Source organism: Prauserella sediminis (assembly GCF_014195435.1).
GTDB classification, from domain to species: domain Bacteria; phylum Actinomycetota; class Actinomycetes; order Mycobacteriales; family Pseudonocardiaceae; genus Prauserella; species Prauserella salsuginis.
In genome coordinates, this window is the sequence record NZ_JACIBS010000001.1 from 1,947,056 (window position 1) to 1,966,739 (window position 19,684).

General features: G+C 70.1%; 17 protein-coding genes. 10 read left to right on the plus strand and 7 right to left on the minus strand.

Annotation, left to right across the window (positions count from 1 at the left end; all coding sequences use genetic code 11):
- Positions 1-81: 81 nt before the first annotated feature.
- From FB384_RS08810 to FB384_RS08825, 4 genes are read right to left on the minus strand one after another with little or no spacing between them, the layout of a single operon-like run.
- On the minus strand, positions 82-750 hold the full coding sequence (locus FB384_RS08810; protein ID WP_183781305.1) for an energy-coupling factor ABC transporter ATP-binding protein: 669 nt from the start codon (positions 748-750) through the stop codon (positions 82-84).
- Positions 751-787: 37 nt separating this feature from the next.
- Complete coding sequence (locus FB384_RS08815) at positions 788-1,891, minus strand: thiolase family protein (RefSeq protein WP_183781308.1); 1,104 nt, start codon at positions 1,889-1,891, stop codon at positions 788-790.
- Entirely contained in the window at positions 1,888-3,213 is a 1,326-nt protein-coding gene (locus tag FB384_RS08820; RefSeq protein ID WP_183781311.1) for an AMP-binding protein, read from the minus strand. The genes FB384_RS08815 and FB384_RS08820 overlap by 4 nt, the downstream gene beginning before the upstream one ends.
- A complete protein-coding gene (locus FB384_RS08825; protein WP_183781314.1) occupies positions 3,210-3,782 on the minus strand; it encodes a biotin transporter BioY in 573 nt (190 codons plus the stop codon). Before FB384_RS08825 ends, FB384_RS08820 begins: the two co-directional genes overlap by 4 nt.
- Positions 3,783-4,085: 303 nt before the next feature.
- Here FB384_RS08825 and FB384_RS08830 point away from each other — a divergent pair, with 303 nt between their 5' ends.
- From FB384_RS08830 to FB384_RS08865, 8 genes are all read left to right on the plus strand, one after another.
- Complete coding sequence (locus FB384_RS08830; RefSeq protein ID WP_183781316.1) at positions 4,086-5,012, plus strand: ABC transporter substrate-binding protein; 927 nt, start codon at positions 4,086-4,088, stop codon at positions 5,010-5,012.
- Positions 5,013-5,093: 81 nt separating this feature from the next.
- Entirely contained in the window at positions 5,094-5,903 is an 810-nt protein-coding gene (locus tag FB384_RS08835) for an amino acid ABC transporter permease (RefSeq protein ID WP_183781319.1), read from the plus strand.
- Positions 5,904-5,980: 77 nt separating this feature from the next.
- Positions 5,981-6,694 (plus strand): amino acid ABC transporter ATP-binding protein, encoded by a 714-nt coding sequence (locus FB384_RS08840; RefSeq protein ID WP_221213120.1) that lies wholly within the window; start codon positions 5,981-5,983, stop codon positions 6,692-6,694.
- 303 nt (positions 6,695-6,997) lie between these two features.
- A complete protein-coding gene (locus tag FB384_RS08845) occupies positions 6,998-9,946 on the plus strand; it encodes an oxidoreductase (protein ID WP_183781322.1) in 2,949 nt (982 codons plus the stop codon).
- Between the two features lie 88 nt (positions 9,947-10,034).
- Positions 10,035-10,517 carry an SRPBCC family protein gene (locus FB384_RS08850; RefSeq protein WP_183781324.1) on the plus strand — a complete coding sequence of 161 codons (483 nt, stop codon included), beginning with the start codon at positions 10,035-10,037 and terminating at the stop codon, positions 10,515-10,517.
- A gap of 279 nt (positions 10,518-10,796) precedes the next feature.
- Complete coding sequence (locus FB384_RS08855; protein ID WP_183781327.1) at positions 10,797-12,698, plus strand: NHL domain-containing thioredoxin family protein; 1,902 nt, start codon at positions 10,797-10,799, stop codon at positions 12,696-12,698.
- A gap of 60 nt (positions 12,699-12,758) precedes the next feature.
- A complete protein-coding gene (locus FB384_RS08860; protein ID WP_183785204.1) occupies positions 12,759-13,052 on the plus strand; it encodes a GroES family chaperonin in 294 nt (97 codons plus the stop codon).
- A 22-nt stretch (positions 13,053-13,074) separates the two neighbouring features.
- Positions 13,075-15,231 (plus strand): VanW family protein, encoded by a 2,157-nt coding sequence (locus FB384_RS08865; RefSeq protein WP_323985173.1) that lies wholly within the window; start codon positions 13,075-13,077, stop codon positions 15,229-15,231.
- A 109-nt stretch (positions 15,232-15,340) separates the two neighbouring features.
- Here the strand turns inward: FB384_RS08865 and FB384_RS08870 are convergent, their stop codons facing one another.
- The 3 genes from FB384_RS08870 to FB384_RS08880 form a co-directional block, all read right to left on the minus strand.
- Positions 15,341-15,622: a GlsB/YeaQ/YmgE family stress response membrane protein gene (locus tag FB384_RS08870; protein ID WP_183781330.1), complete on the minus strand. Its 282-nt coding sequence runs from the start codon at positions 15,620-15,622 to the stop codon at positions 15,341-15,343.
- 183 nt (positions 15,623-15,805) lie between these two features.
- The gene (locus FB384_RS08875; protein WP_183781333.1) at positions 15,806-17,650 is read right to left on the minus strand and encodes an acyl-CoA dehydrogenase; all 1,845 of its coding nucleotides are present in this window, start codon (positions 17,648-17,650) and stop codon (positions 15,806-15,808) included.
- A 256-nt stretch (positions 17,651-17,906) separates the two neighbouring features.
- Positions 17,907-18,755 carry a response regulator transcription factor gene (locus FB384_RS08880; RefSeq protein ID WP_183781336.1) on the minus strand — a complete coding sequence of 283 codons (849 nt, stop codon included), beginning with the start codon at positions 18,753-18,755 and terminating at the stop codon, positions 17,907-17,909.
- Between the two features lie 331 nt (positions 18,756-19,086).
- Between FB384_RS08880 and FB384_RS08885 the strand changes: the two genes are divergently transcribed.
- The gene (locus FB384_RS08885) at positions 19,087-19,278 is read left to right on the plus strand and encodes a hypothetical protein (RefSeq protein WP_183781339.1); all 192 of its coding nucleotides are present in this window, start codon (positions 19,087-19,089) and stop codon (positions 19,276-19,278) included.
- Positions 19,279-19,344: 66 nt separating this feature from the next.
- On the plus strand, positions 19,345-19,677 hold the full coding sequence (locus FB384_RS08890; RefSeq protein WP_183781342.1) for an MmcQ/YjbR family DNA-binding protein: 333 nt from the start codon (positions 19,345-19,347) through the stop codon (positions 19,675-19,677).
- Positions 19,678-19,684 lie beyond the last annotated feature (7 nt).

Below are 19,684 nucleotides of genomic sequence, written 5' to 3' on the forward strand. Positions count from 1 at the left end.
AGCGTGTCGATGAGGGGCGGTGGCCGGGCCGTCGGGCGGGAGCACCGAATGTTCCTTTGATCAAGTGCTGCATCGGCCCCGTCATGACACCAGCCGCCGGTAGTAGTGGACAGCGGCGGCGGGTTCGTCGTCGGCGACCACTCGGCCGTCGTCGAACACGAGCACGCGGTCGAAGCCGTCGAGCAGATCGAGATCGTGGGTCACGAGCACGACCTGTTGCCGCAGTCCGGCCAGCAGGTCGGTGAACCGGCGTTTGTTGCGCAGGTCGAGCAGTGTCGTCGGCTCGTCGCAGACCAGCACGTCGGGGTCGAGCACGAGCATGGAGCACAGCGCGAGGAGTTGCTTCTGTCCGCCGGAGAGCTGGTGCGCGGGGTGTTCCGGGTCGAGATCGTACTCGGCGAGCACCTCGGCCGCCTGGGCAGCACGCTCCTTTTTGGACAACCCGCTGCCGCGCAACGAGAAGGCGACGTCCTCGCCCGCGGTCGGCATGACGATCTGCGAATCCGGATTGGTGAACACGAATCCGACGTGTTTGCGGACCTTGCGTCCTTCCGATGCGGTGTCGAGGCCGTTGACGCGCACGTGACCGCGGGTCGGCACGACGAGGCCGTTGATCATCCGTGCGACGGTCGACTTGCCGGAGCCGTTGGCGCCCACGAACGCCACTCGGCGCTCGTCGAGTTTCATATCCACATCGGACACCACGGGTTTCGTGTCGTACGTGTGCCCGACACCCTCGAATTCGATCACCGCGCACCCGTCCACATCACGGCGTCCTTCGTCCACATCACCGCACGACCGTCCACATCGTCGCCACTCCGACTCCGCCGCCCGCGGACAACGCGGCCAGTCCCGTCGAGCCCATGCCCTGGCACACGAGCCGCGAGAACAATCGCACCACGAGCACCGCGCCGGACGCGCCCCACGGGTGGCCGAGCGCGATCGCGCCGCCGTCCGGGCTCACCGCCGGTTCGTCGATACCTACGGCGTCGATGCAGGCAAGTGTCTGCCCGGCGAACGCCTCGTTGAACTCGACGACGTCCGGCACGGAGCCGAGGACGTCCCGCATCGCAGGCACCGCACCAAGGCCGAGACGGGCCGGGTCGCACGCCCTGGTCGCCGACGCCACGAGCCGCAGTCCGGGCACGCCGAGTCGCGCGCGCAGGCGTTCGCTCACCACGAGCACCGCCGCGGCGCCGTCGTTGACCCCGCACGAGTTGGCCGCCGTCGCCGTGCCCCCATCGGTGAAGGCGGGCCGGAACCGTGCGAGGCGTTCGACCGTGAATCCGGAGCGGGGACGTTCGTCGGCGGCGATACCGCCGACGGGCACGAGTTCCCGGTCGAACCGACCTTCGCTGCGGGCGGCGACGGCGCGGGCGTGGCTGCGCGCGGCGAAGGCGTCCTGACGTTCGCGGGAGATGCCCGCCTCGGCCGCCACGAGGTCGGCAGCGGGACCCATGTCGGGATCGCCGAACTCCGGCGGTGCGAACGGTGCGCGCGAGTACGGCGTCGGCGGATCGGCGCGCCACGCGCGCTGCGGCGCGGTCGACGCGCTCTCGACGCCACCCGCCAGGTAGGCCTCGCCCTCGCCCGCGCGCACGGCCGCGGCCGCCTGCGCGATGGCGGCGAGCCCGCTCGCACACTGCCGGTCGACCGTCACGCCGGGAACGCCGACGCCCAGTCCGGCTCGCAGCGCAGCCACGCGCGCCGGGTTGCCGCCGGGGCCGAACACGTTGCCGAGCACGACGTCATCGACCGTGTCGACACCGGCGTCGTCGAGCGCGGCCCGCAACACCGGCGCGGCGAGCTCGTCGACGGTGTACTCGCGAAGGCCACCGCCGTCCCGGCCGATCGGGGTGCGCCGCGCGGCGATGACCACCGGCTCGGTCACGACTCGGTCCCCGCGATCGGTCCCGGTGAACCGGTATCCGGCACCGCTGTCTCCGGGGCGGTCAGCGGGACGGCGTCGAAGGTGCCGTCCCGCAGTTGTCGCTGCGCAACGTCCCGGGCGGTCTTGCCGGACGCGGTGCGTGGCAGCGACGTGGTCCACAGCCACCGCCGTGGCCGCAGCTCGGGGCGGAGGGCGTCGCGCACGGCGGCGCGCAGTTCGGTCAGAGCCGGCGGCTGCCGGGCCTGCACGACCGCGGTCACGAGCAGGCCGAGCCGCGGGTGCGGGGTGCCCGTGACCAGCGCGTCGTCCACACCCGGGACGGTACGCAGCGCGTCCTCGACGGGTTCGGCGGGCACCTGCGTGCCGCCGCTGGCGATGACGGCCGATCCGCGCCCGTCGACGACGAGGCCGCCGCTGCCGGTCAGGTGCCCGTGGTCGCCGTTGCTGAGCCACTCGGCTGCGGGTTCCAGGGTCCCGCCGCGCAGGTAGCCGCTGAAGGCCAGCGGCGACCGCACCCACAGCACGCCGTCGGAGACGTCGACGTCGACACCGCCGGCCGGGCGCAGCTCGCCGTCACGGCGGATCGCGATCAGGGACAGTTCCGCCGAGCCGTAGTACTCGACCAGCCGTGCCTCCGGGAAGGCGCGGGTGAAGCGGTCACGCAGCGCATCGCCGAGGTGAGCGCCGCCGCAGACGACGGTCCGCAGCGCCGAAGGGCCCGGCCTGCGTTCGGCGTCCGCGACCAGCTCGGCGAGCATCGCGGGCACGAGGTGCACCGTGGCGGCCTCGCGGGCGTCGGCGGGCCGCCACTGGTCGTGAAGGCGCAGGTCGGCGCCGCACCACGTGGCGTGCAGCGCGCCGAACAGGAACAGCGACGAGCTGAGCGGACCCGCCACGAGCACGGGCCCTTCGACGGGACCGAGCGCCTCGAAGCTGCGGATCCAGGAGGAACGCGTGCGCAGGCCGACCTTGGGCGTGCCGGTGCTGCCGGAGGTGGTCGGCAGGTAGAAGTACGGATCGCCGTCGCCGCCGGTGTGGCCACTGTCGAACACGCCGTCGCGGGCGATGGATTCCGCGGGATCGGGGCTGCCGTCGACGATCAGCGCAGGCCGTGCGTCGGCGAGGACGGCGGCGCGGTCGGCGGCCGTCCACGTCGGTTCGAGCACGAGCGTCGCTGCGCCGAGGAGATCGGCTCCGAGCAGCCACGACAGCACGTCGCCGGTGCCCTCGACGGCGATGCGGGTGCCGACCCCCACGCCGCGTTCCGCGAGGGTGCGGGCGGCAGCGTGGGCCGTGGCGGGAACGTGGGCCGTGAGGGTCACTCGGAGCGGGCCGTCCGGGGCAGGGTTCCGGGCAGGGCGCGGTGGACGACGGCCGCGATCACCGCCGTCGCCGCGACCTTGCCGAGGTCGCCGGGCACGAACACGAGCGACTGGACAGCGGCCGCGCCGAGGTCGCCGATGTAGGCGCCGAGGAACGGGATACCGATCAGGTAGTCGGCGAGCAGCCCCGCGAATGTGGCGAGCCCGATGACCGGCAGGTTCGGCTTGGCGGCGCGGCTGACGATGAGGCCCGCGACGAGCGCGGACAGGATCCAGCCGAACAGGAACCCGCCGCTCGGGCCCACGAACGGTGCCAGCCCGCCGCGCCCGCCGGACAGTAGCGGCAGGCCGATGGCCGTCAGCGCCAGGAACAGGACGACGGCAGCGGTGCCGCGGCGGGCGCCGAGCAGCACGCCCGCGAGCAGCGGACCGGCGTTCTGGATGACCACGGGAACGCCGGACGCGCCGAAGTAGATGCCGGGGAAGATTCCGAGCACGGCGATGAACGCCGCGAAGACGACGATGCGTGCCAGGTCGGCTGCGGGCAGCGAGACGCGTGGTGCGGGCATGCTGGCAAGGTAACGCCACCGCGGTCCGAATGGCGGTAGACGTAAGTCACTCCCAGGTCCCCGGCGGAGGGACGGCTCCCCGCGCGTCGAGGGGCGGTGGCCGGGTGACGGGTGAATGCAGGACAGCGGGTCCGAGTGCGGGACACGGCTGTCTGAATGCAGGACACGCGGGTCTGAATGCAGGACACGCGGGTCTGAGTGCAGGACACGCGGGGTAGTCGGTGGCGGGTGTCGGGCGGGCAACGCGGGCGTGATCGGTATCGAAACCGCTATGTAACGACCCGGCTAGTGCCAACTACCCATATGGAGTGGCACTATTCCCTCACCGACCAGTGCCCACTACTAGGAGTGAAGATCGTGGTGCTTAACCCCCGGCGTAAACCCACGCAGCGCAAGCTCCGTTCGCTCGCCGTGCTTCCCGTGCTGGCGCTGGCCGCTACCGCGGCCGGCTGCGCCGAGGAGGTCAACACCGCCGGTGATAGCCAGGCGGGCGACAAGGTCGAGCTGATCAACGATGGCCAGCTGACCGTCTGCACCCACCTGCCGTACGAGCCGTTCCAGTTCCGCAAGGGCGGCGACACCGTCGGCTTCGACGTCGACCTCGTCGACCTCGTCGCCAAGGACCTGGGCGTGAAGCAGAAGCTGGTGGACACGAGCTTCGAAGGCATCGAGACCGGCCAGGTGTTCGAGGCCGGCGACTGCGACCTCGCCGCCGCCGCCATCACGATCACCGACGAGCGCGACCGCGTCATGGACTTCTCCAAGGGCTACTTCGACGCCGACCAGGCGCTGGTCGTGAAGTCCGATTCCGACGTCGCCGGCCTCGACGACCTCGAGGGCAAGGTGCTCGGCGTGCAGCAGGGCACCACCGGCGAGGAGTACGCGACCGAGAACAAGGACAAGTACGGCTACGAGACCCGCCAGTACGAGGACCTCGAGCTGCTGCAGCAGGGTGTGCAGAACGGTGCCGTCTCGGCAGGCATCAACGACAACTCCGTGCTGCTGTACGCGACGAAGTCGAAGGACGCTCTCGAGGTCAGCGCCGAGTTCGACACCGGCGAGCAGTACGGCATCGCCGTGGCCGACGGCAACGGTGCGCTCCAGGCGAAGATCGATGAGGTCATCGACGCCGCCAAGCAGGACGGTCGGTACGACGAGATCTACAAGAAGTGGTTCGGGGAGGCCCCGCCCGAGGACGACGGCGAGGGCTCGGACGAGAGCGGCAAGTAGGCACAACTATCGTTCCTCGAGGGGCCGGCCTCCGTCGTGGGGCCGGCTCCTTGCGATGGGCAACGTGTGAGGAGTCGGTTCATGCCGATGTCGCCGCGCAAGCGGGCGCAGGCCTTCCGTGGCGTGCAGTACGGGATTCTCGTGCTGGTCGTGGCGGCCGTGGCGTTCTTCGCCGACTGGGGAACGCTCGGCAACGCGTTCTTCAATCTGGAGGCGATGAGCACCCAGTTCCCGGGGATCATCACCACGGCGCTGGTCAACACGATCATCTACACCGGGCTCGGGTTCGCGCTCGGGCTGGCCGTGGGGCTCGTCCTGGCGTTGATGAAGCTGTCCCCGGTCGCGCCCTACCGGTGGATCGCCACCGCGTACATCGAGTTCTTCCGCGGGGTGCCGGCGCTGCTGGTGTTCATCGCGCTCGGGTTCGGTGTGCCGCTGGCGTTCCAGATCCAGTTCGACACCTACTCGACGGCGGCGATCGCGCTCGGCCTGGTCGGGTCGGCCTATATCGCGGAGACGCTGCGCGCCGGCATCCAGGCCGTGCCGAAGGGGCAGGTCGAGGCGGCCCGCTCGCTCGGCATGTCGCAGTCGCGTGCCACGTTCACGGTCGTCATCCCGCAGGCGTTCCGCATCATCCTGCCGCCGCTGACCAACGAGCTGATCCTGCTGACGAAGGACTCGTCGCTGATCTACCTGCTCGGCCTGCTCGGTACGGAGTACGAGCTGGCGAAGTTCGGCCGGGAGGGCATGAACGCGACCAACTCGATGTCGCCGATCCTGCTGGCCGGCCTCTGCTACCTGCTCATCACGGTGCCGCTCGGCTACCTGTCGCGGTACCTCGAACGCCGCGCGGGCCGCAAGCGCGACGAAGGACTGGAGGTGACGGCGTGAGCGCCGACACGGGTGACGCGCCCGCCGCGAGCGGCGGGCCGATCGTCGAGATCACCGGCCTGCACAAGGCGTTCGGCATGCTCGAGGTGCTCAAGGGCATCGACGTGAGCGTCGAGCGCGGTGAGGTCGTGTGCATCATCGGCCCTTCGGGTTCCGGCAAATCGACGCTGTTGCGCTGCGTGAACCTGCTCGAGGAGCCCAATTCCGGCCGCGTCGTGGTGAACGGCTTCGAGCTGACCGACCCGGACGTCGACATCGACAAGGCGCGGCGTTCCATCGGCATGGTCTTCCAGGCGTTCAACCTGTTCGGCCACCTGTCGGTGCTCGACAACCTGACCGTCGCGCAGCGCAAGGTGTTGAAACGGGAACAGGGCGAGGCCGAGCGGATCGCGCGCGAGAACCTCGAGAAGGTGGGTCTGGCGGAGAAGGCCGGGGCGATGCCCGAGCAGCTCTCCGGTGGGCAGCAGCAGCGGGTGGCGATCGCGCGGGCGCTGTCGATGCAACCCGCGGTGATGCTGTTCGACGAACCGACGTCTGCGCTCGACCCCGAGCTGGTCGGCGATGTGCTCGGGGTGATGCGCCAGCTCGCCCACGAGGGCATGACGATGCTCGTGGTCACGCACGAGATGCAGTTCGCACGCGAGGTCGCCGACAAGGTGCTGTTCATGGACGGCGGCGTCATCGTCGAATCGGGCCCGCCGTCCAAGGTCATCGCCGACCCGGTCGAGGACCGCACCAAGACGTTCCTCAGCCGCGTCCTCAACCCGGTCCACGCCTCCGAGGTCGAGTGACACCACTGACCGGGTGAGCCCCTCGGGTGCCCCGAGGGGCGCCCGAAAGGGCGCCCACCCGCCCACCTCTCATCGCCACGCTGACGCGTGGCTGCGTGCGCCGACCACCGTGGCCTTGATTAGTCCCTTGTGCGGGGCGGGGCTGCGAGATCGCTGAAACGGGTGATGTTTCGGGCGGTTGCGCGGTAAGTTGTCGCTCTGCGCGGTCGCATCGGTACCGGGTGTCGCCTCCCATCTCGGCCGCCCGCACCGTGATCGGGGGCCGGCTCCGGTCGGCAGGTGACCAGAGAGGGGCGTTGCGCAATGCCGAGCATCCGCCGACGAGGTGGTCGCGACGAGGGCGACGACCATCCCGACGAGGAGTCCCGTGGCCGCCTCCCCGACACGTCGGCCGACGACTCCGACACACCCGACTCCGATACACCGGGCTCCGACGACACCCCGGACTCCGACACCTCAAACGCCGACACCTCGACCATCGACCACCCGACCATCGACCACCCGGCCGCCGACCACCCGACCGCCGAAGTCCCGGCCTCCGGCGCCATGGACGGTCACGTCGACATCACCTCCACGCGCTGGGTTCCCGCTCCGGACATCGATCGGCGCGACGTCCCGTCGCCCTCCGCATCGCCTGACTCCACGCCACGCCACGCCACGTCCCGCGACGCCCCCGGCACCGGAAGCCCCGGCACCGGAACTCCCGGCGCCAGAACTCCCGACGCCCGAACTCCCGACGCCAGAGTCCCCGACGCCAGGACGCCGGGATCGGGCTTGCCGATTCCGCCGAAGCCGGCGTTCGGTGTTCCCCGCGCCCGCAGACCCGGCAGGACCGCCAACGCCGGAAAGCCGGGCAGGCCGGGCAGGTCGGGTGCCCCGGACGAGGCTGCCTCGCCCGACGACGGCGATCGCTACGACCCGTTCGACCCCGACTCCGAACCGGATCACGTCGTCGATGCCTCCGAACTGGTCCCCCAGGTCCTCGACAGCGGCCTCAGCGGGCTGTTGCGCTGGCGGAAACAGTCGACGAACGCGCCGATCGTGCAGGTCGAGAACGCCTACATCACCGGGCGCCTGGATCTGCGCGGTGCCGACCTGCGCTACCTGTTCCGGTTCGAACGCTGCCGGTTCGAACATGCGCCCGATGTGCGTGAGGCCAAGCTCCTCGGCCTGGTGTTCCAGCGCTGCCGCCTGCCCGGGCTGCTGGCTCGCAACCTGCGCACGGGCAACGACCTCCGGCTGATCAAGTCCTACATCGAGGCGGAGGCGGGCGGCACCGACGGCGAGACGACGATGCGCCGCGCCGACGGGGTCGACCGCGGCATGCCCGACGCGGCCGTCAACCTGACCGACGCCGTCATCGAGGGGTCGGCGGTGTTCACGGCCACGCGGATCGTCCATCCGCAGGGCAAGGCGCTGCATGCCGACCGGCTGCTCGTCACCGGTGCGCTGCTGGCGTACCGGCTGGACGCGGAGGGCGAGGTGCGCATCCCAGGGCTGCGGACCGGCGGCAACGTCAACTTCTCGGGTGCGCTGTTGCGCAATCCCGACGGGTTCGCGTTGAACGGGAACGGCGCGGTCGTCGGCGGCAGCCTGTTGTGCGAGGTCGACCGGACCGGCGGCGAGCTCGGCGAGCAGCGTTTCCGCACGCGTGGGCTGCTGTACCTGCCGAGCATGCGTGTCTCCGGTGATCTCAACTTCCGCGGCGCGGAGCTGAAGGTCAAACAGGGCGGGGTCGGCGTCGACACGTGGAAGACGGGCGATTGGTACGTCGATCCGTATCCGGCGCTGATCGCCGACCGGCTGCACGTCGAAGGCAACGTGGAGCTGTCGGACGGCTTGGATGTCGACGGCACGCTGCGCATGGTGAACTCGCGGCTCGGCGGTTCACTGCGGCTGGCCGAGTCCCACATCCGCGTGCTGCCGAGTCGCAAACCGCCGTTCCGGGACCGCGCGGTGCACCTCGACGGCAGCGAGATCAGCGGCGATCTCGACAGCAAGGGCATCCGCGCCAAGGGGCAGGTGCGCATCGCGGATGTGACGATCCGCGGCAACGTCCACCTCACCGACGGCACGTTCAGCCACCCCGGCCGGGACGTGCTGTCGCTGCGCCGCAGCAGCGTGTCCGGCAACCTCAAGATCCGGCGGTGTCACGCCGAGGGCACGTTGCGGCTGATGGGCATCACGGTGGGCGGCAGTATCGATCTGCAGGGCACCGAGGTCGGCAAACCGGAGCGCAAGGATGACGGCAGCTGCGACTGGGCCGTGGACCTGCGGTCGGTACGGGTGGCCCGCAGCGTGCTGCTCACGGCCGAGGAGAAGCGCCCGTTCACCGCCCGCGGTGGGGTGACCATGGACGGGGCGCAGATCCAGCGGCAGCTCGACGTCACCGGTGCGCAGTTGTGCGGAGCGGTCGACGGCACGGACGATCCCGCGACGGTCGCGTTCGACGCCGGTGACACTCACGCCGACGAGTTCGTCCTCGCCCCAGGCAGTCCGCCGCTCGGGAAGGTCGTGCTGCTGCGGGCCCATTGCGGCACGCTCACCGAGGACGCCGATGCCACTGACACGGGCGCCACCGGTGCCGAGGGGAGCCTGTGGCTGGCGACCGGTGGGCTGGACCTCGAGGACTTCCGCTACGACAGCCTCGGCACGCCGATCGGGATCGACGACACCGCGGAGGTGAGGCGCAGGCTCCGGCTGTTGCACGACGCGATCGGCGGCTACCGGCCGGGCCCGTACGATCAGTTCGCGGCGATGCTCCGTTCGTCCGGCAACGAGGAGCATGCGGACTGGGTGCTGGCCAAGAAGCAGCAGTACAGGTACGAGTCGCTCGCGCACGGCAAGCCGGTCGTGGGCCTCGGGGTGCGGCTGTGGAGCCTGCTGCAGCGGTGGACGGTGGGCTACGGCTACCGCCCGATGCGGGCGGTCGTGCTGCTGCTGTTGCTCCTGGTCGCGGGCAGTGTGTGGTTCGGCGTGGGGGTCGACGGCTGCATCCGGGACGGGGAGCTGCTGGCCGTGGACGGCAGGCGGTGTGCGGTCAACGCCGACGACACGGGCCTGAACTGGAACCCGGTGTTGTTCACCGTCGATCTGCTGGTGCCGATCGTCGACTTCGGCAACAAGGGCAGGTGGCATCTGAGCGGGGCCGACATGTGGGTCGCGACCGGTTTCACGGCGATGGGCTGGGTGCTCGCGACCACCGCGGCCGCCGGTATGGGCCGTGCCCTGCGGCGTAACAACGTGAAGTGAGCTGCGGGTCGCACGGCTGCGCTATGGCGACGGGCGCAGGGTGGCCGGTAGACACTCCCCGGTACGTCGTCACACGAGAGGAGCGGCCATGTCGACCGCGAAGGAGCCCGACGCCTCCGGTTCGATCCACATCGACGCCTCGCCGGAACAGGTTTATTCGCTGGTCAGCGATCCCGGCGTGCTGGCCGAGCTCGCGGGCGAGTACGAGGGTTTCCGTTGGCTGGGCGGGGCGACCGAGTCGGTGCCGGGCGCCAGGTTCCGCGGCCGCAATCGGAACGGTTTCTTCCGGTGGAGCACGACGGCGACGGTGACCGACGCCGCGGAGGGTGAGAAGTTCGCCTTCGACGTCGCGGTCGGTCCGCTGAAGGTGGCCCGGTGGCAGTACGACTTCGAACCGGACGGTGACGGTTGCCGGGTCGTCGAGAGCACGTGGGACCGCCGCCCCGGCTGGGCCAGGGTGGTCACGGGCGTGGTCGTCGGCACGATGGACCGAGCCGGTATCAACAAGCGCAACATCGACAAGACGCTCGCGGGCGTGAAGCGGCGTGCGGAGTCCGTGACGGCCGGTTGACCCTGGCGCGAACCTGCGGGAGGTGCGCCCGCCGGAGGTTGAGTCCGGCGGGCTCCGCGTCGCCGCGCCCGCCTACTCGGCCGAGGTGACCAGCCGGCGGTCGGCGGATTACCGCGCCCGGTGATGGCCGGTGTGTGTGGCCCCCGTTCGGCCCGCGCCCGATCGGCGCAGTGCGGCCGTGACAGCTGACGTGCGGAAACACCCTCCGCATTCCCTCACTCGAGGGTGATCGCTCTCGCGGGTGTAATGCCGCACGCGGGGGCTCACCTTTCCGGTCCGATGACGTTCACTGGAAATGTGAGTGACACCGACCCAGTGCCCGCGAGCAGCGCCGCGCGGCAGCATGTCCGCGCGCCCGAGCTCGCCGGCACCGACTGGCTGAACACGGGTGGCGAGCGGCTCCGCCTCGCGGGCCTGCGAGGCAAGATCGTCCTGCTCGACTTCTGGACGTCGGGGTGCATCAATTGTCAGCACGTGATCGACGAACTCCGCCCCATCGAGGACGAGTTCGCCGACGTGCTCGTGACCATCGGGGTGCACTCGCCGAAGTTCACGCACGAGGGTGAGCGCGACGCGATCGCTGCGGCCGTCGAGCGGTACGGCGTACACCACCCGGTGCTCAACGACCCGGACATGACGACGTGGCGGCAGTACGCGATCAAGGCGTGGCCGACCCTCGTGATCGTCGACCCCGAGGGTTACATCGCGCATGTCGCCGCAGGTGAGGGTCACGGCGAGGCGCTGCGCCGCGTCGTCGGCGAGCTGGTCGAGACCCACGACGCGAAGGGCACGCTGCGCCGCGGCGGCAACCCGTACGTGGCCGACGAGACGGCCGACACCGAACTGCGCTTCCCCGCGAAGGCCGTCGCGACGTCGGGCGGCCGGCTGCTCGTGGCCGACACCGCGGGGCACGGCGTCGCCGAGTTCGCTTCGGACGCCGAGACGGTCGTGCGCCGCTTCGGCAGTGGCGAGCGCGGCGGCCGCGACGGGGCGTTCGACGTGGCGTCGCTGGCCGAGCCGTCGGGTCTGACGTTGTTGCCGGAGGCGGTCGCCCAGCGGGTCGGCTACCACCTGGTCGTCGCCGACACGGCGGGTCACACCCTGCGGGGCGTCGACCTGTCGAACGGCGCCGTGACGACCGTGGCCGGCACCGGTGAGCAGTGGCGGGACGGCGACGACACGGGCAAGGCACTCGACGTCGACCTGACCAGCCCGTGGGACGTGTGCTGGTGGGACGAGGCCGACGGCGGCCCCGGCGGTGTCGTCGTCGCGATGGCGGGCAACCACACTCTCGGCCTGTTCGACCCGGTCGATGCCACGGTGCGCAGGCTGGCGGGCACGACCACCGAGGGGCTGCGCGACGGCCGCGCCGACGAGGCGTTCCTCGCGCAGCCGTCCGGACTGGCAGTGGGCCGCAACCGGATGTGGTTCGTCGACGCCGAGACCTCGGCGCTGCGGTGGATCGAGGGTGACGGCGATGACGGCTACGCCGTGTACACCGCCGTCGGCACGGACCTGTTCCACTTCGGCCACCGCGACGGCAAGGCCGCCCACGCGCTGCTGCAGCACCCGCAGGGGGTGGCCGTGCTGCCTGACGGCACCGTCGGCGTCGCCGACACCTACAACGGTGCGATCCGCCGCTACGACCCCGCGACGGGTGAGGTCGTCACGATCGCGTCGGGGTTGGCCGAACCGGCCGGCCTCGTCGTCTCCGGCGGCGTGGTGTTCGTCGTCGAAACGGGCGCGCACCGGCTGACGCCGCTGGAGATGTCGGACGCCGATCAGGTCGCGGGCGAGGCGCTCGAGGTGCGCAGGCCCGCGACGGTGTTGGCTTCGGGAGCGGTGCAGCTGAACGTGGTGTTCACCCCGCCGCCGGGGCAGAAGCTCGACGAGCGTTACGGCCCGTCGACCCGTCTCGAGGTGAGCGCGTCCCCGCCGGAACTGCTCGTCGAGGGCGACGGCGCCGACACCGACCTGTCGCGCCTGATCCGCCTCTCGGACGAGGTGACCGAGGGTGTGCTGCAGGTCGTCGCCCAGGCGGCCAGCTGCGACATCGACGCCGAGCACCCCGTCTGCCGGGTCACCCGCCAGGACTGGGGTGTGCCGATCCGCGTCGAGCGCGGTGGTGACGGCGAGCTGAGCCTGGTGATGTCCGGGAACCCGGGTCCGTCGGGGGCTTAACATGAACGCGTGGTGGAACCCCGGAACAACGCGGATTCGAACGCGAAGCTCGAAATCCAGATGCTGCACGACCGGCTGCTCGTGCGGCAGCCGTCGGACGACGGTGAGCGGCGCAGCAGCAGCGGCATCGTCATCCCGGCGACTGCGCAGATGGCAAGCCGGCTCTGCTGGGGCGACGTCCTCGGCGTCGGCAACAACGTACGCAACATCAAGATCGGTGACCGGGTCCTGTTCAACCCCGAGGACCCGCTCGAGGTGGAGATCCAGGGCGACGCCTACCTAGTGATGCGTGAGCGTGACATCCACGCGATCGCGAGTGAGCGGACCGAACAGGGCACAGGCTTGTACTTGTAACGCCGACCACGCGGGAGGGCTGGTGCGCGACGAGTTGGACCGGCCGTGGGAACACCCGGCCCACCCCGAGGGCGGCTCTGCCCACTCCCCGCGTGAGCACGGCGAGGCCGGTCACGGCGGGTACGAGGTCCATGAGGACGACGGTTCGCTGAACCTGCCGGACAACTGGCTGCTCTCGCACGACCCTGCGTGGCCCGCCGACAACACCGACCCGGAGGCCACCGGTACGGACCTGCCCGCCGCGGCGTTCTCGGCGTATCCGAGCGTGCGGTACCGCGACGAGGTCGCCGCGGGCAGTGGCGAGGTCGGCCTGGCCGATGAGCTGCTCGGACCGGCCGACCCCCGCAAGCCGCCCGCACGCACGCGGATCCAGCGCGGCATCGGCAAGGCGTTCATGATCTTCGGCGGCACGGTCGTCGCGCTGCTGTTCGTGTACTTGGTGGACCTGATCACCAGCTTGGGCGACGTGCCGCGCGGGGTGACCGTGGCGGGCGTCGAGGTCGGTGGGTTGAATCGCGCCGACGCCGAGGAGAAGCTGCGCGATGAGCTCGGCCCGCAGCTCACGGACCCGCTGCCCGTGCGAGCCGGTGATGTCACGACCCGTCTCGACCCGGCCGACGCGGGCCTCGGCCTCGACTGGGCCGGCACGGTCGAACGTGCGGGCAACCAGCCGATCGATCCGCTGTCACGGCTGACGTCGCTGTTCACCACGCGGGAGATCGGCGTCGTGTCCTCGGCCGACGACGACGTGCTGCGCGAGGCGATCAACGGTCTGGCCGCGGGCGAGATCAACCACGAGGTGCGCGAAGGGGACGTCGGGTTCCGCACCGTGGAAGGCAGCGCGGTCGAACCGTTCCCGATCATGCCGCGGCAGGGGCAGCGCCTCACCGACGTCGACGGCGCGATGAAGCAGATCAAGGCGGACTGGCTGGCCGACAAGGGCGTGACGCTCGACGTCGACGTCACGCCGGCGAAGACGACCGAGGAGGCCGTGCGGCGGGCACTCGAGCAGACGAAACCGCTCGTGTCCGGCCCCGTGACGGTGCGCGCCGACAAGACGACGGCCACGCTTACCCCGCGGCACATCAGTGACGCGATGCAGCACGAACCGTCGGACGAGGGCGCGCTGCAGGTGACCCTCGACCGGGCGAAGCTGCAGGACGTGCTGATCCCGCGGCTGGGCGAGACCGAACGGCGCGCGTCGAACGCCGAGCTGGTGTTCGCGGGCTCGCGGCCCTCGGTCGAACCGTCGAAGGAAGGCAGGCAGATCGACTGGCAGGAGACGTTCGCGCCGTTCTTCACCGTGGCGGGCAAGCAGGAGGGGCGCACGCTCGAGGTCGTGTACCAGGTGCAGGCGCCCGACGTGAGCACCGAGGAGCTGCGCAAGCTGGGCATGAAGGAGGTCGTCGGCGAATTCACGACCGGCGGGCTCTCCGGTGCCGCAGCGCGGAACGTGTCGACGATGGCCGCCGCGGTGACGGGTTCCGTGGTGCGCCCCGGTGACACGTTCAGCCTCGAAGCGGCGACCGGCCCGCGCACGTCGTCGAAGGGCTACGTCGAGGCGCCGCTGTACTCCGGCGGCACCGGCCCGCGCGTCATCGGCGGCGGCGTGTCACAGCTGACGAGCACGCTGTACAACGCCGCGTACGAAGCCGGGTTGAAGGACGCGGGCCACAGGGCGCACCCGACGTTCGTCGACCGCTACCCCGCGGGCCGAGACGCCGTGTCACACCTGCCCGACGGCTCGTCGGTCGACATGTCGCTGACCAACAACCTCGACAGCGGTGTCGCGGTGCAGGCCTGGACATCCGGCGACAGTGTGACGGTGCGGTTGTGGAGCACGAAGCAGTACCGCGTCAGCGGGTCGACGAGTGACCGCACGGACGTGAAGTCCCCGCCGGTCAAGCGGGACCGCGGTCCGGGCTGTGAGGAGACGTCGGGCGCGGAGGGCTTCACCGTCACCGACACGCGCGTGGTGAAGGCACTGCGCGGCGACCGTGTCGTGGACCGGCAGTCGACGACCGTGACCTACCGGCCGGTGCCGCGCGTGGTCTGCGAATCGGGTGACGGCGGCGGCAACGACGGGGGCGACGACGGCGGCGGCGACCCGCGACGCCCCGGGTGGCCGTTCCTTCCGGGTGACGAGCGTTCGCAGCAGGTCGACCGCAGTCGAGGCTGAACAGCCGGCAGGCCGGGCCGGGCCTCGGCAGCGTCACGACCCGCGTCGTCTACTCGTCTCCGTCGCCGCCGAGGCCCCTGCCGCCGCCCGCGTGAGCCCGTGGACGGGCTCAGCGGTCGACCTTCTTGCGGTCCTTGCCCGCGAAGCCTGCGACGAGGGAAACGCCGATGGCGGCGACGACGACCTGGGTGATGAGTTCGAGCCAGTCCCAGCCGTCGGTGTCGGCGTAGCCGAGGCCGCGGGCGATGGCCGTCCCGACGAACGCCGCGACGATACCGACGAGCAGGGTCAGCCAGATGGCGATCTTCTGCTTGCCGGGTGCGACGAGCCTGCCGAGCGCGCCGATGATGAGCCCGACGACGATCGCCGAGATGATGCCCGAAATCTCCATGCCGAGCCTCCTGCGTGTCTGCGTGCGCTCCCGCCCGCCGACGGCGGGCGGCAGTCTGTGCGTACCCAATGATCGCACTGCCAACCCGCAGTTCAGGCGAACGAACACGAAAAGGGCACCCCGGCGCGCGAATCGAGTCGCGGCCGGGGTGCCCTTTTCGGTCGTGGTGTTCGATCGCGGGGATCAGAACGCCGCTTCGTCGACCTCCATCAGGTCGTTGTCGGCGGCCTCCGCGATGGCGCGGCGGGCGGTGAGCTCCGGCAGCACCTGCTTGGCGAAGAACGACGCCACGGCGACCTTGCCCTCGTAGAACGACTTGTCCTTGCCGCTCGCCTCGTCGAGCTTGCCCAGCGCGATCTCGGCCTGCTGCAGCAGCTTCCAGCCGACGATCAGGTCGCCGGCCGAGAGCAGGAACCGCACGCTGTGCTGGCCGACCTTGTAGACGTTGTTCACGTCCTCCTGCGCCGAGGTCAGGTTGCCGATCATCGAGCCGAGCATGCCCTGGACGTCGTCGAGAGCCTGCTTGAGCAGCTCCCGCTCCTTCTTCAGGCGCGAATCGGGCTCGGACGCTCCGCCTTCCACGAACTTCGAGATCTCGCCGGCGATGTAGGTCAGCGCCTGGCCCTTGTCGCGGACGATCTTCCGGAAGAAGAAGTCCATCGACTGGATGGCCGTGGTGCCCTCGTAGAGCGAGTCGATCTTCGAGTCACGGATGTACTGCTCGATCGGGTAGTCCTGCAGGAAGCCGGAACCGCCGAACGTCTGCAGCGACTGCACCAGCTGCTCGGTGGCGCGCTCGGAGCCGACGCCCTTGACGATCGGCAGCAGCAGATCGTTGACGCGCTCGGCGAGCTTGATCGACTCCTCGTCGGAGCCAGGGTCCTCCTGCGTCCACACCTGGTCCTGGAACGACGCCGTGTAGAGGTACACGGCGCGCATGCCCTCGGCGTAGGCCTTCTGCAGCATGAGGCTGCGGCGCACGTCCGGGTGGTGCGTGATCGTCACGCGCGGGGCGCTCTTGTCGGTCTGCTTGGTCAGGTCCGGACCCTGCACGCGCTCCTTGGCGAACTCGAGCGCGTTGAGGTAACCGGTCGACAGCGTCGCGATGGCCTTCGTGCCGACCATCATGCGCGCGTACTCGATGACCTGGAACATCTGCGCGATGCCGTTGTGCACCTCGCCCAGCAGCCAGCCCTTGGCGGGCGTGCCGTGCTGGCCGAACGTCAGCTCACACGTGGTGGAGACCTTCAGGCCCATCTTGTGCTCGACGTTGGTGACGTAGGCGCCGTTGCGCTCGCCGATCTCGCCGGTGTTGGTGTCGAAGTGGTACTTCGGCACGAGGAACAACGACAAGCCCTTGGTGCCGGGGCCGTGACCCTCGGGGCGGGCCAGCACCAGGTGCATGATGTTCTCGGTCATGTCCTGGTCGGCCGAGGTGATGAAGCGCTTGACGCCCTCGATGTGCCAGGAGCCGTCCTCCTGCTGCACGGCCTTGGTGCGGCCCGCGCCGACGTCCGAACCGGCGTCCGGCTCGGTCAGCACCATCGTGGCGCCCCAGGCGCGGTCGATCATGAGCTGCGCCCAGCGCTGCTGCTCCTCGGTGCCGTTCTGGTCGACGACCATCGCGAAGTTCGGGCCTGCCATGTACATGTACAGCGCCGGGTTCGCGCCGAGGATCAGCTCGGAGGCGGCCCACTGCACCGTCGGCGGAAGGCCGAAGCCGCCGAGCTTGTTGGTCAGGCCCAGCCGCCACCACTCGCCGTCCCACAGCTGCTGGTAGCTCTTCTTGAACGGCTCCGGCAGCGTGGCGGAGAAGGTCTTCGGGTCGTACACCGGCGGGTTGCGGTCGGCGTCCTCGAACGACTCGGCCAGCGGTCCCGTCGCGAGGTTGTTCAGCTCGGACAGCACGCCGCGGGCGGTGTCTTCGTCGGACTCGGCCAGTACGCCTTTGCCGAGCCGGTCCTGGATGCCGAGGACCTCGAAGAGGTTGAACTCCAGGTCCCGCACGTTGCTCTTGTAGTGGCCCATGTCGTCGCTCCGTACGAAGGTTGTTCGGGTGTGGCGGCCGGGGCGCTGTTCGTACGTCCATACACAGCCCGTGATGTGGACAGCTCCGGACAACACGGCCCTACTCGCCGGTAACTTAAGGATATTACTACTAAGTAATCGGCGGCAAGTCGTAGCGGTGTTTTCTGGGTCTCGTCTCCGCTCTTCCGTCCTTTCGGATGGTCGCGACAGCGTGACTCCGGGTGAACCGCGAGTGGCCCGGGGCGCGGTGGCCGCGTCAGGCCGGTGCGGTCGGCGGTGCCGACGACGTGTTCGCCGCCGGGGCGTGCTGGGGCGGAGTGTGCGCCTGCGGGGCATGTTGCGGCGGCGGTCCCGGCGAGCTGTCGGCCGACGGCGCCGTGTTCTCCTCGGGGCGCGGGATGAGGATTCCCGACCGGAACGCCTTCGTCACCGCGTGCGTACGGTCTCGCGCCGACAGCTTGCGCAGGATGCTCTTGACGTGCGTGCGCACGGTTTCCACGGACAGGAACAGCGTCTTGGCGATCGCCGAGTTCTCCAGACCTTCAGCCACCAGCTGCAGCACCTGGTACTCGCGTCGCGACAGTGGCATCTGCTGCTTGCCGCCCGTGCCCGTCGCGTCGGCCGCAGGCTGCCGCTTCGGACGCGCCGTCAGCGCGGCGAGCGCCGGATCGGTGTAGCGGCGGTCGATGTGTGCCCGCCGGATCGCCTCCGCGAGGCGGCGGGGCTCGGCCGTGCGCGGCACGGTCGCGTGGGCACCCGCGGCCGATGCAGCCGACAGGAACTGCGGGGTGCGGTGCGCATCCCGAACCAGCACCACGACGACCAGCGTCGGATCGCCGTCCCGGAGCAGTCGCACCAGGTGGCAGTGCGGATCGAAGCCCGAGTCCAGGATCACGATGTTCGGCCGCAGCTGTTCACACAGCTGCAGCGACGCGTGATGACTCGCTGCGTGGCCCGCCCACTGCAGTCCCGGCGTCTTGCTGACCAGGACGTTCAGGCCTTCCCGGAAGACCGGGACCGGGTCGAGGGCCGCGACCGTGAGGGTTCGCGTTCCCGAAGGTCCCAGGCCGCCTGCTGGGCGGCTTCTGTCGATGCTTTGCGCCATAACCACTCCGTCTCCGCACGTCCTCGCGGACGTGTTCGCCGCCGTGTCGCCACGGTCCCCCGGCGAGATCTGCTCGCTGTCGTTCGCAGCTGTGACTGGCGAGCCTCGACCTCATGACGCGATGAGCCGATGTTTTATTCAGTTCCTAGGCGGAGTGTGCCCTTTCGGTCGGCTACGCGCTGGTTGCGGCGCGCAAACGGTTGATACATCGCTGGTCACAGCCGGTTCGTGGAGACGTGCCGTAGTGATCCGGGCGGTGGGGTGGCGCCGAGGGTGACCGATTGCCTATGCTGTGTGATCTGCCACACAGGCCGGCATCAAAGGAGATGGCGTGTACTTGGCATCGGTGCTCGGGCTTTTCGTCCTGCTGCTTGCTGTCGCCGCGGTCATCGTGACGTGGGAAGACCGCCGCGCTGACCGTCAGCGTGCCCGCAGCAGGGACGCGCAGCTCGCGGCCCTCGGCGAGGTCGACCCGCTTGCGCCCGCGAGATTCCAGGCCGAACTGCGGGAACGCTCGTCGTAGCCGGCCACGCCCGGTGAGCGGGTGCCGGCAGGAACAGACGCCGACCGGTAAGAGGGGTGTGCCGGGATGCCGAAATGGGCCGACGTGGTGACGTTCGCGACCGCGTTGCCGGAAGTCGAGGAGTCGACCTCGTACGGCACGCCCGCACTGAAGGTCAACGGCAAGAGCTTCGCGCGACTGCGCACCGACGCCGAGGGCGGGCTGGTGCTGCTGTGCGGCCTGGACGAGAAGGAAGCACTACTGGCCTCCGGTGAACCGGCCTTCTACACCACGTCGCACTACGACGGTTACGGCGCGATCCTCGTCGACCTCGACATCGTCGACGAGGCGCAACTGCACGAACTGATCGAGGAGTCCTGGAACCGCAAGGCACCCGAACGGGCGAAACGCCGACGTTGACGCACCG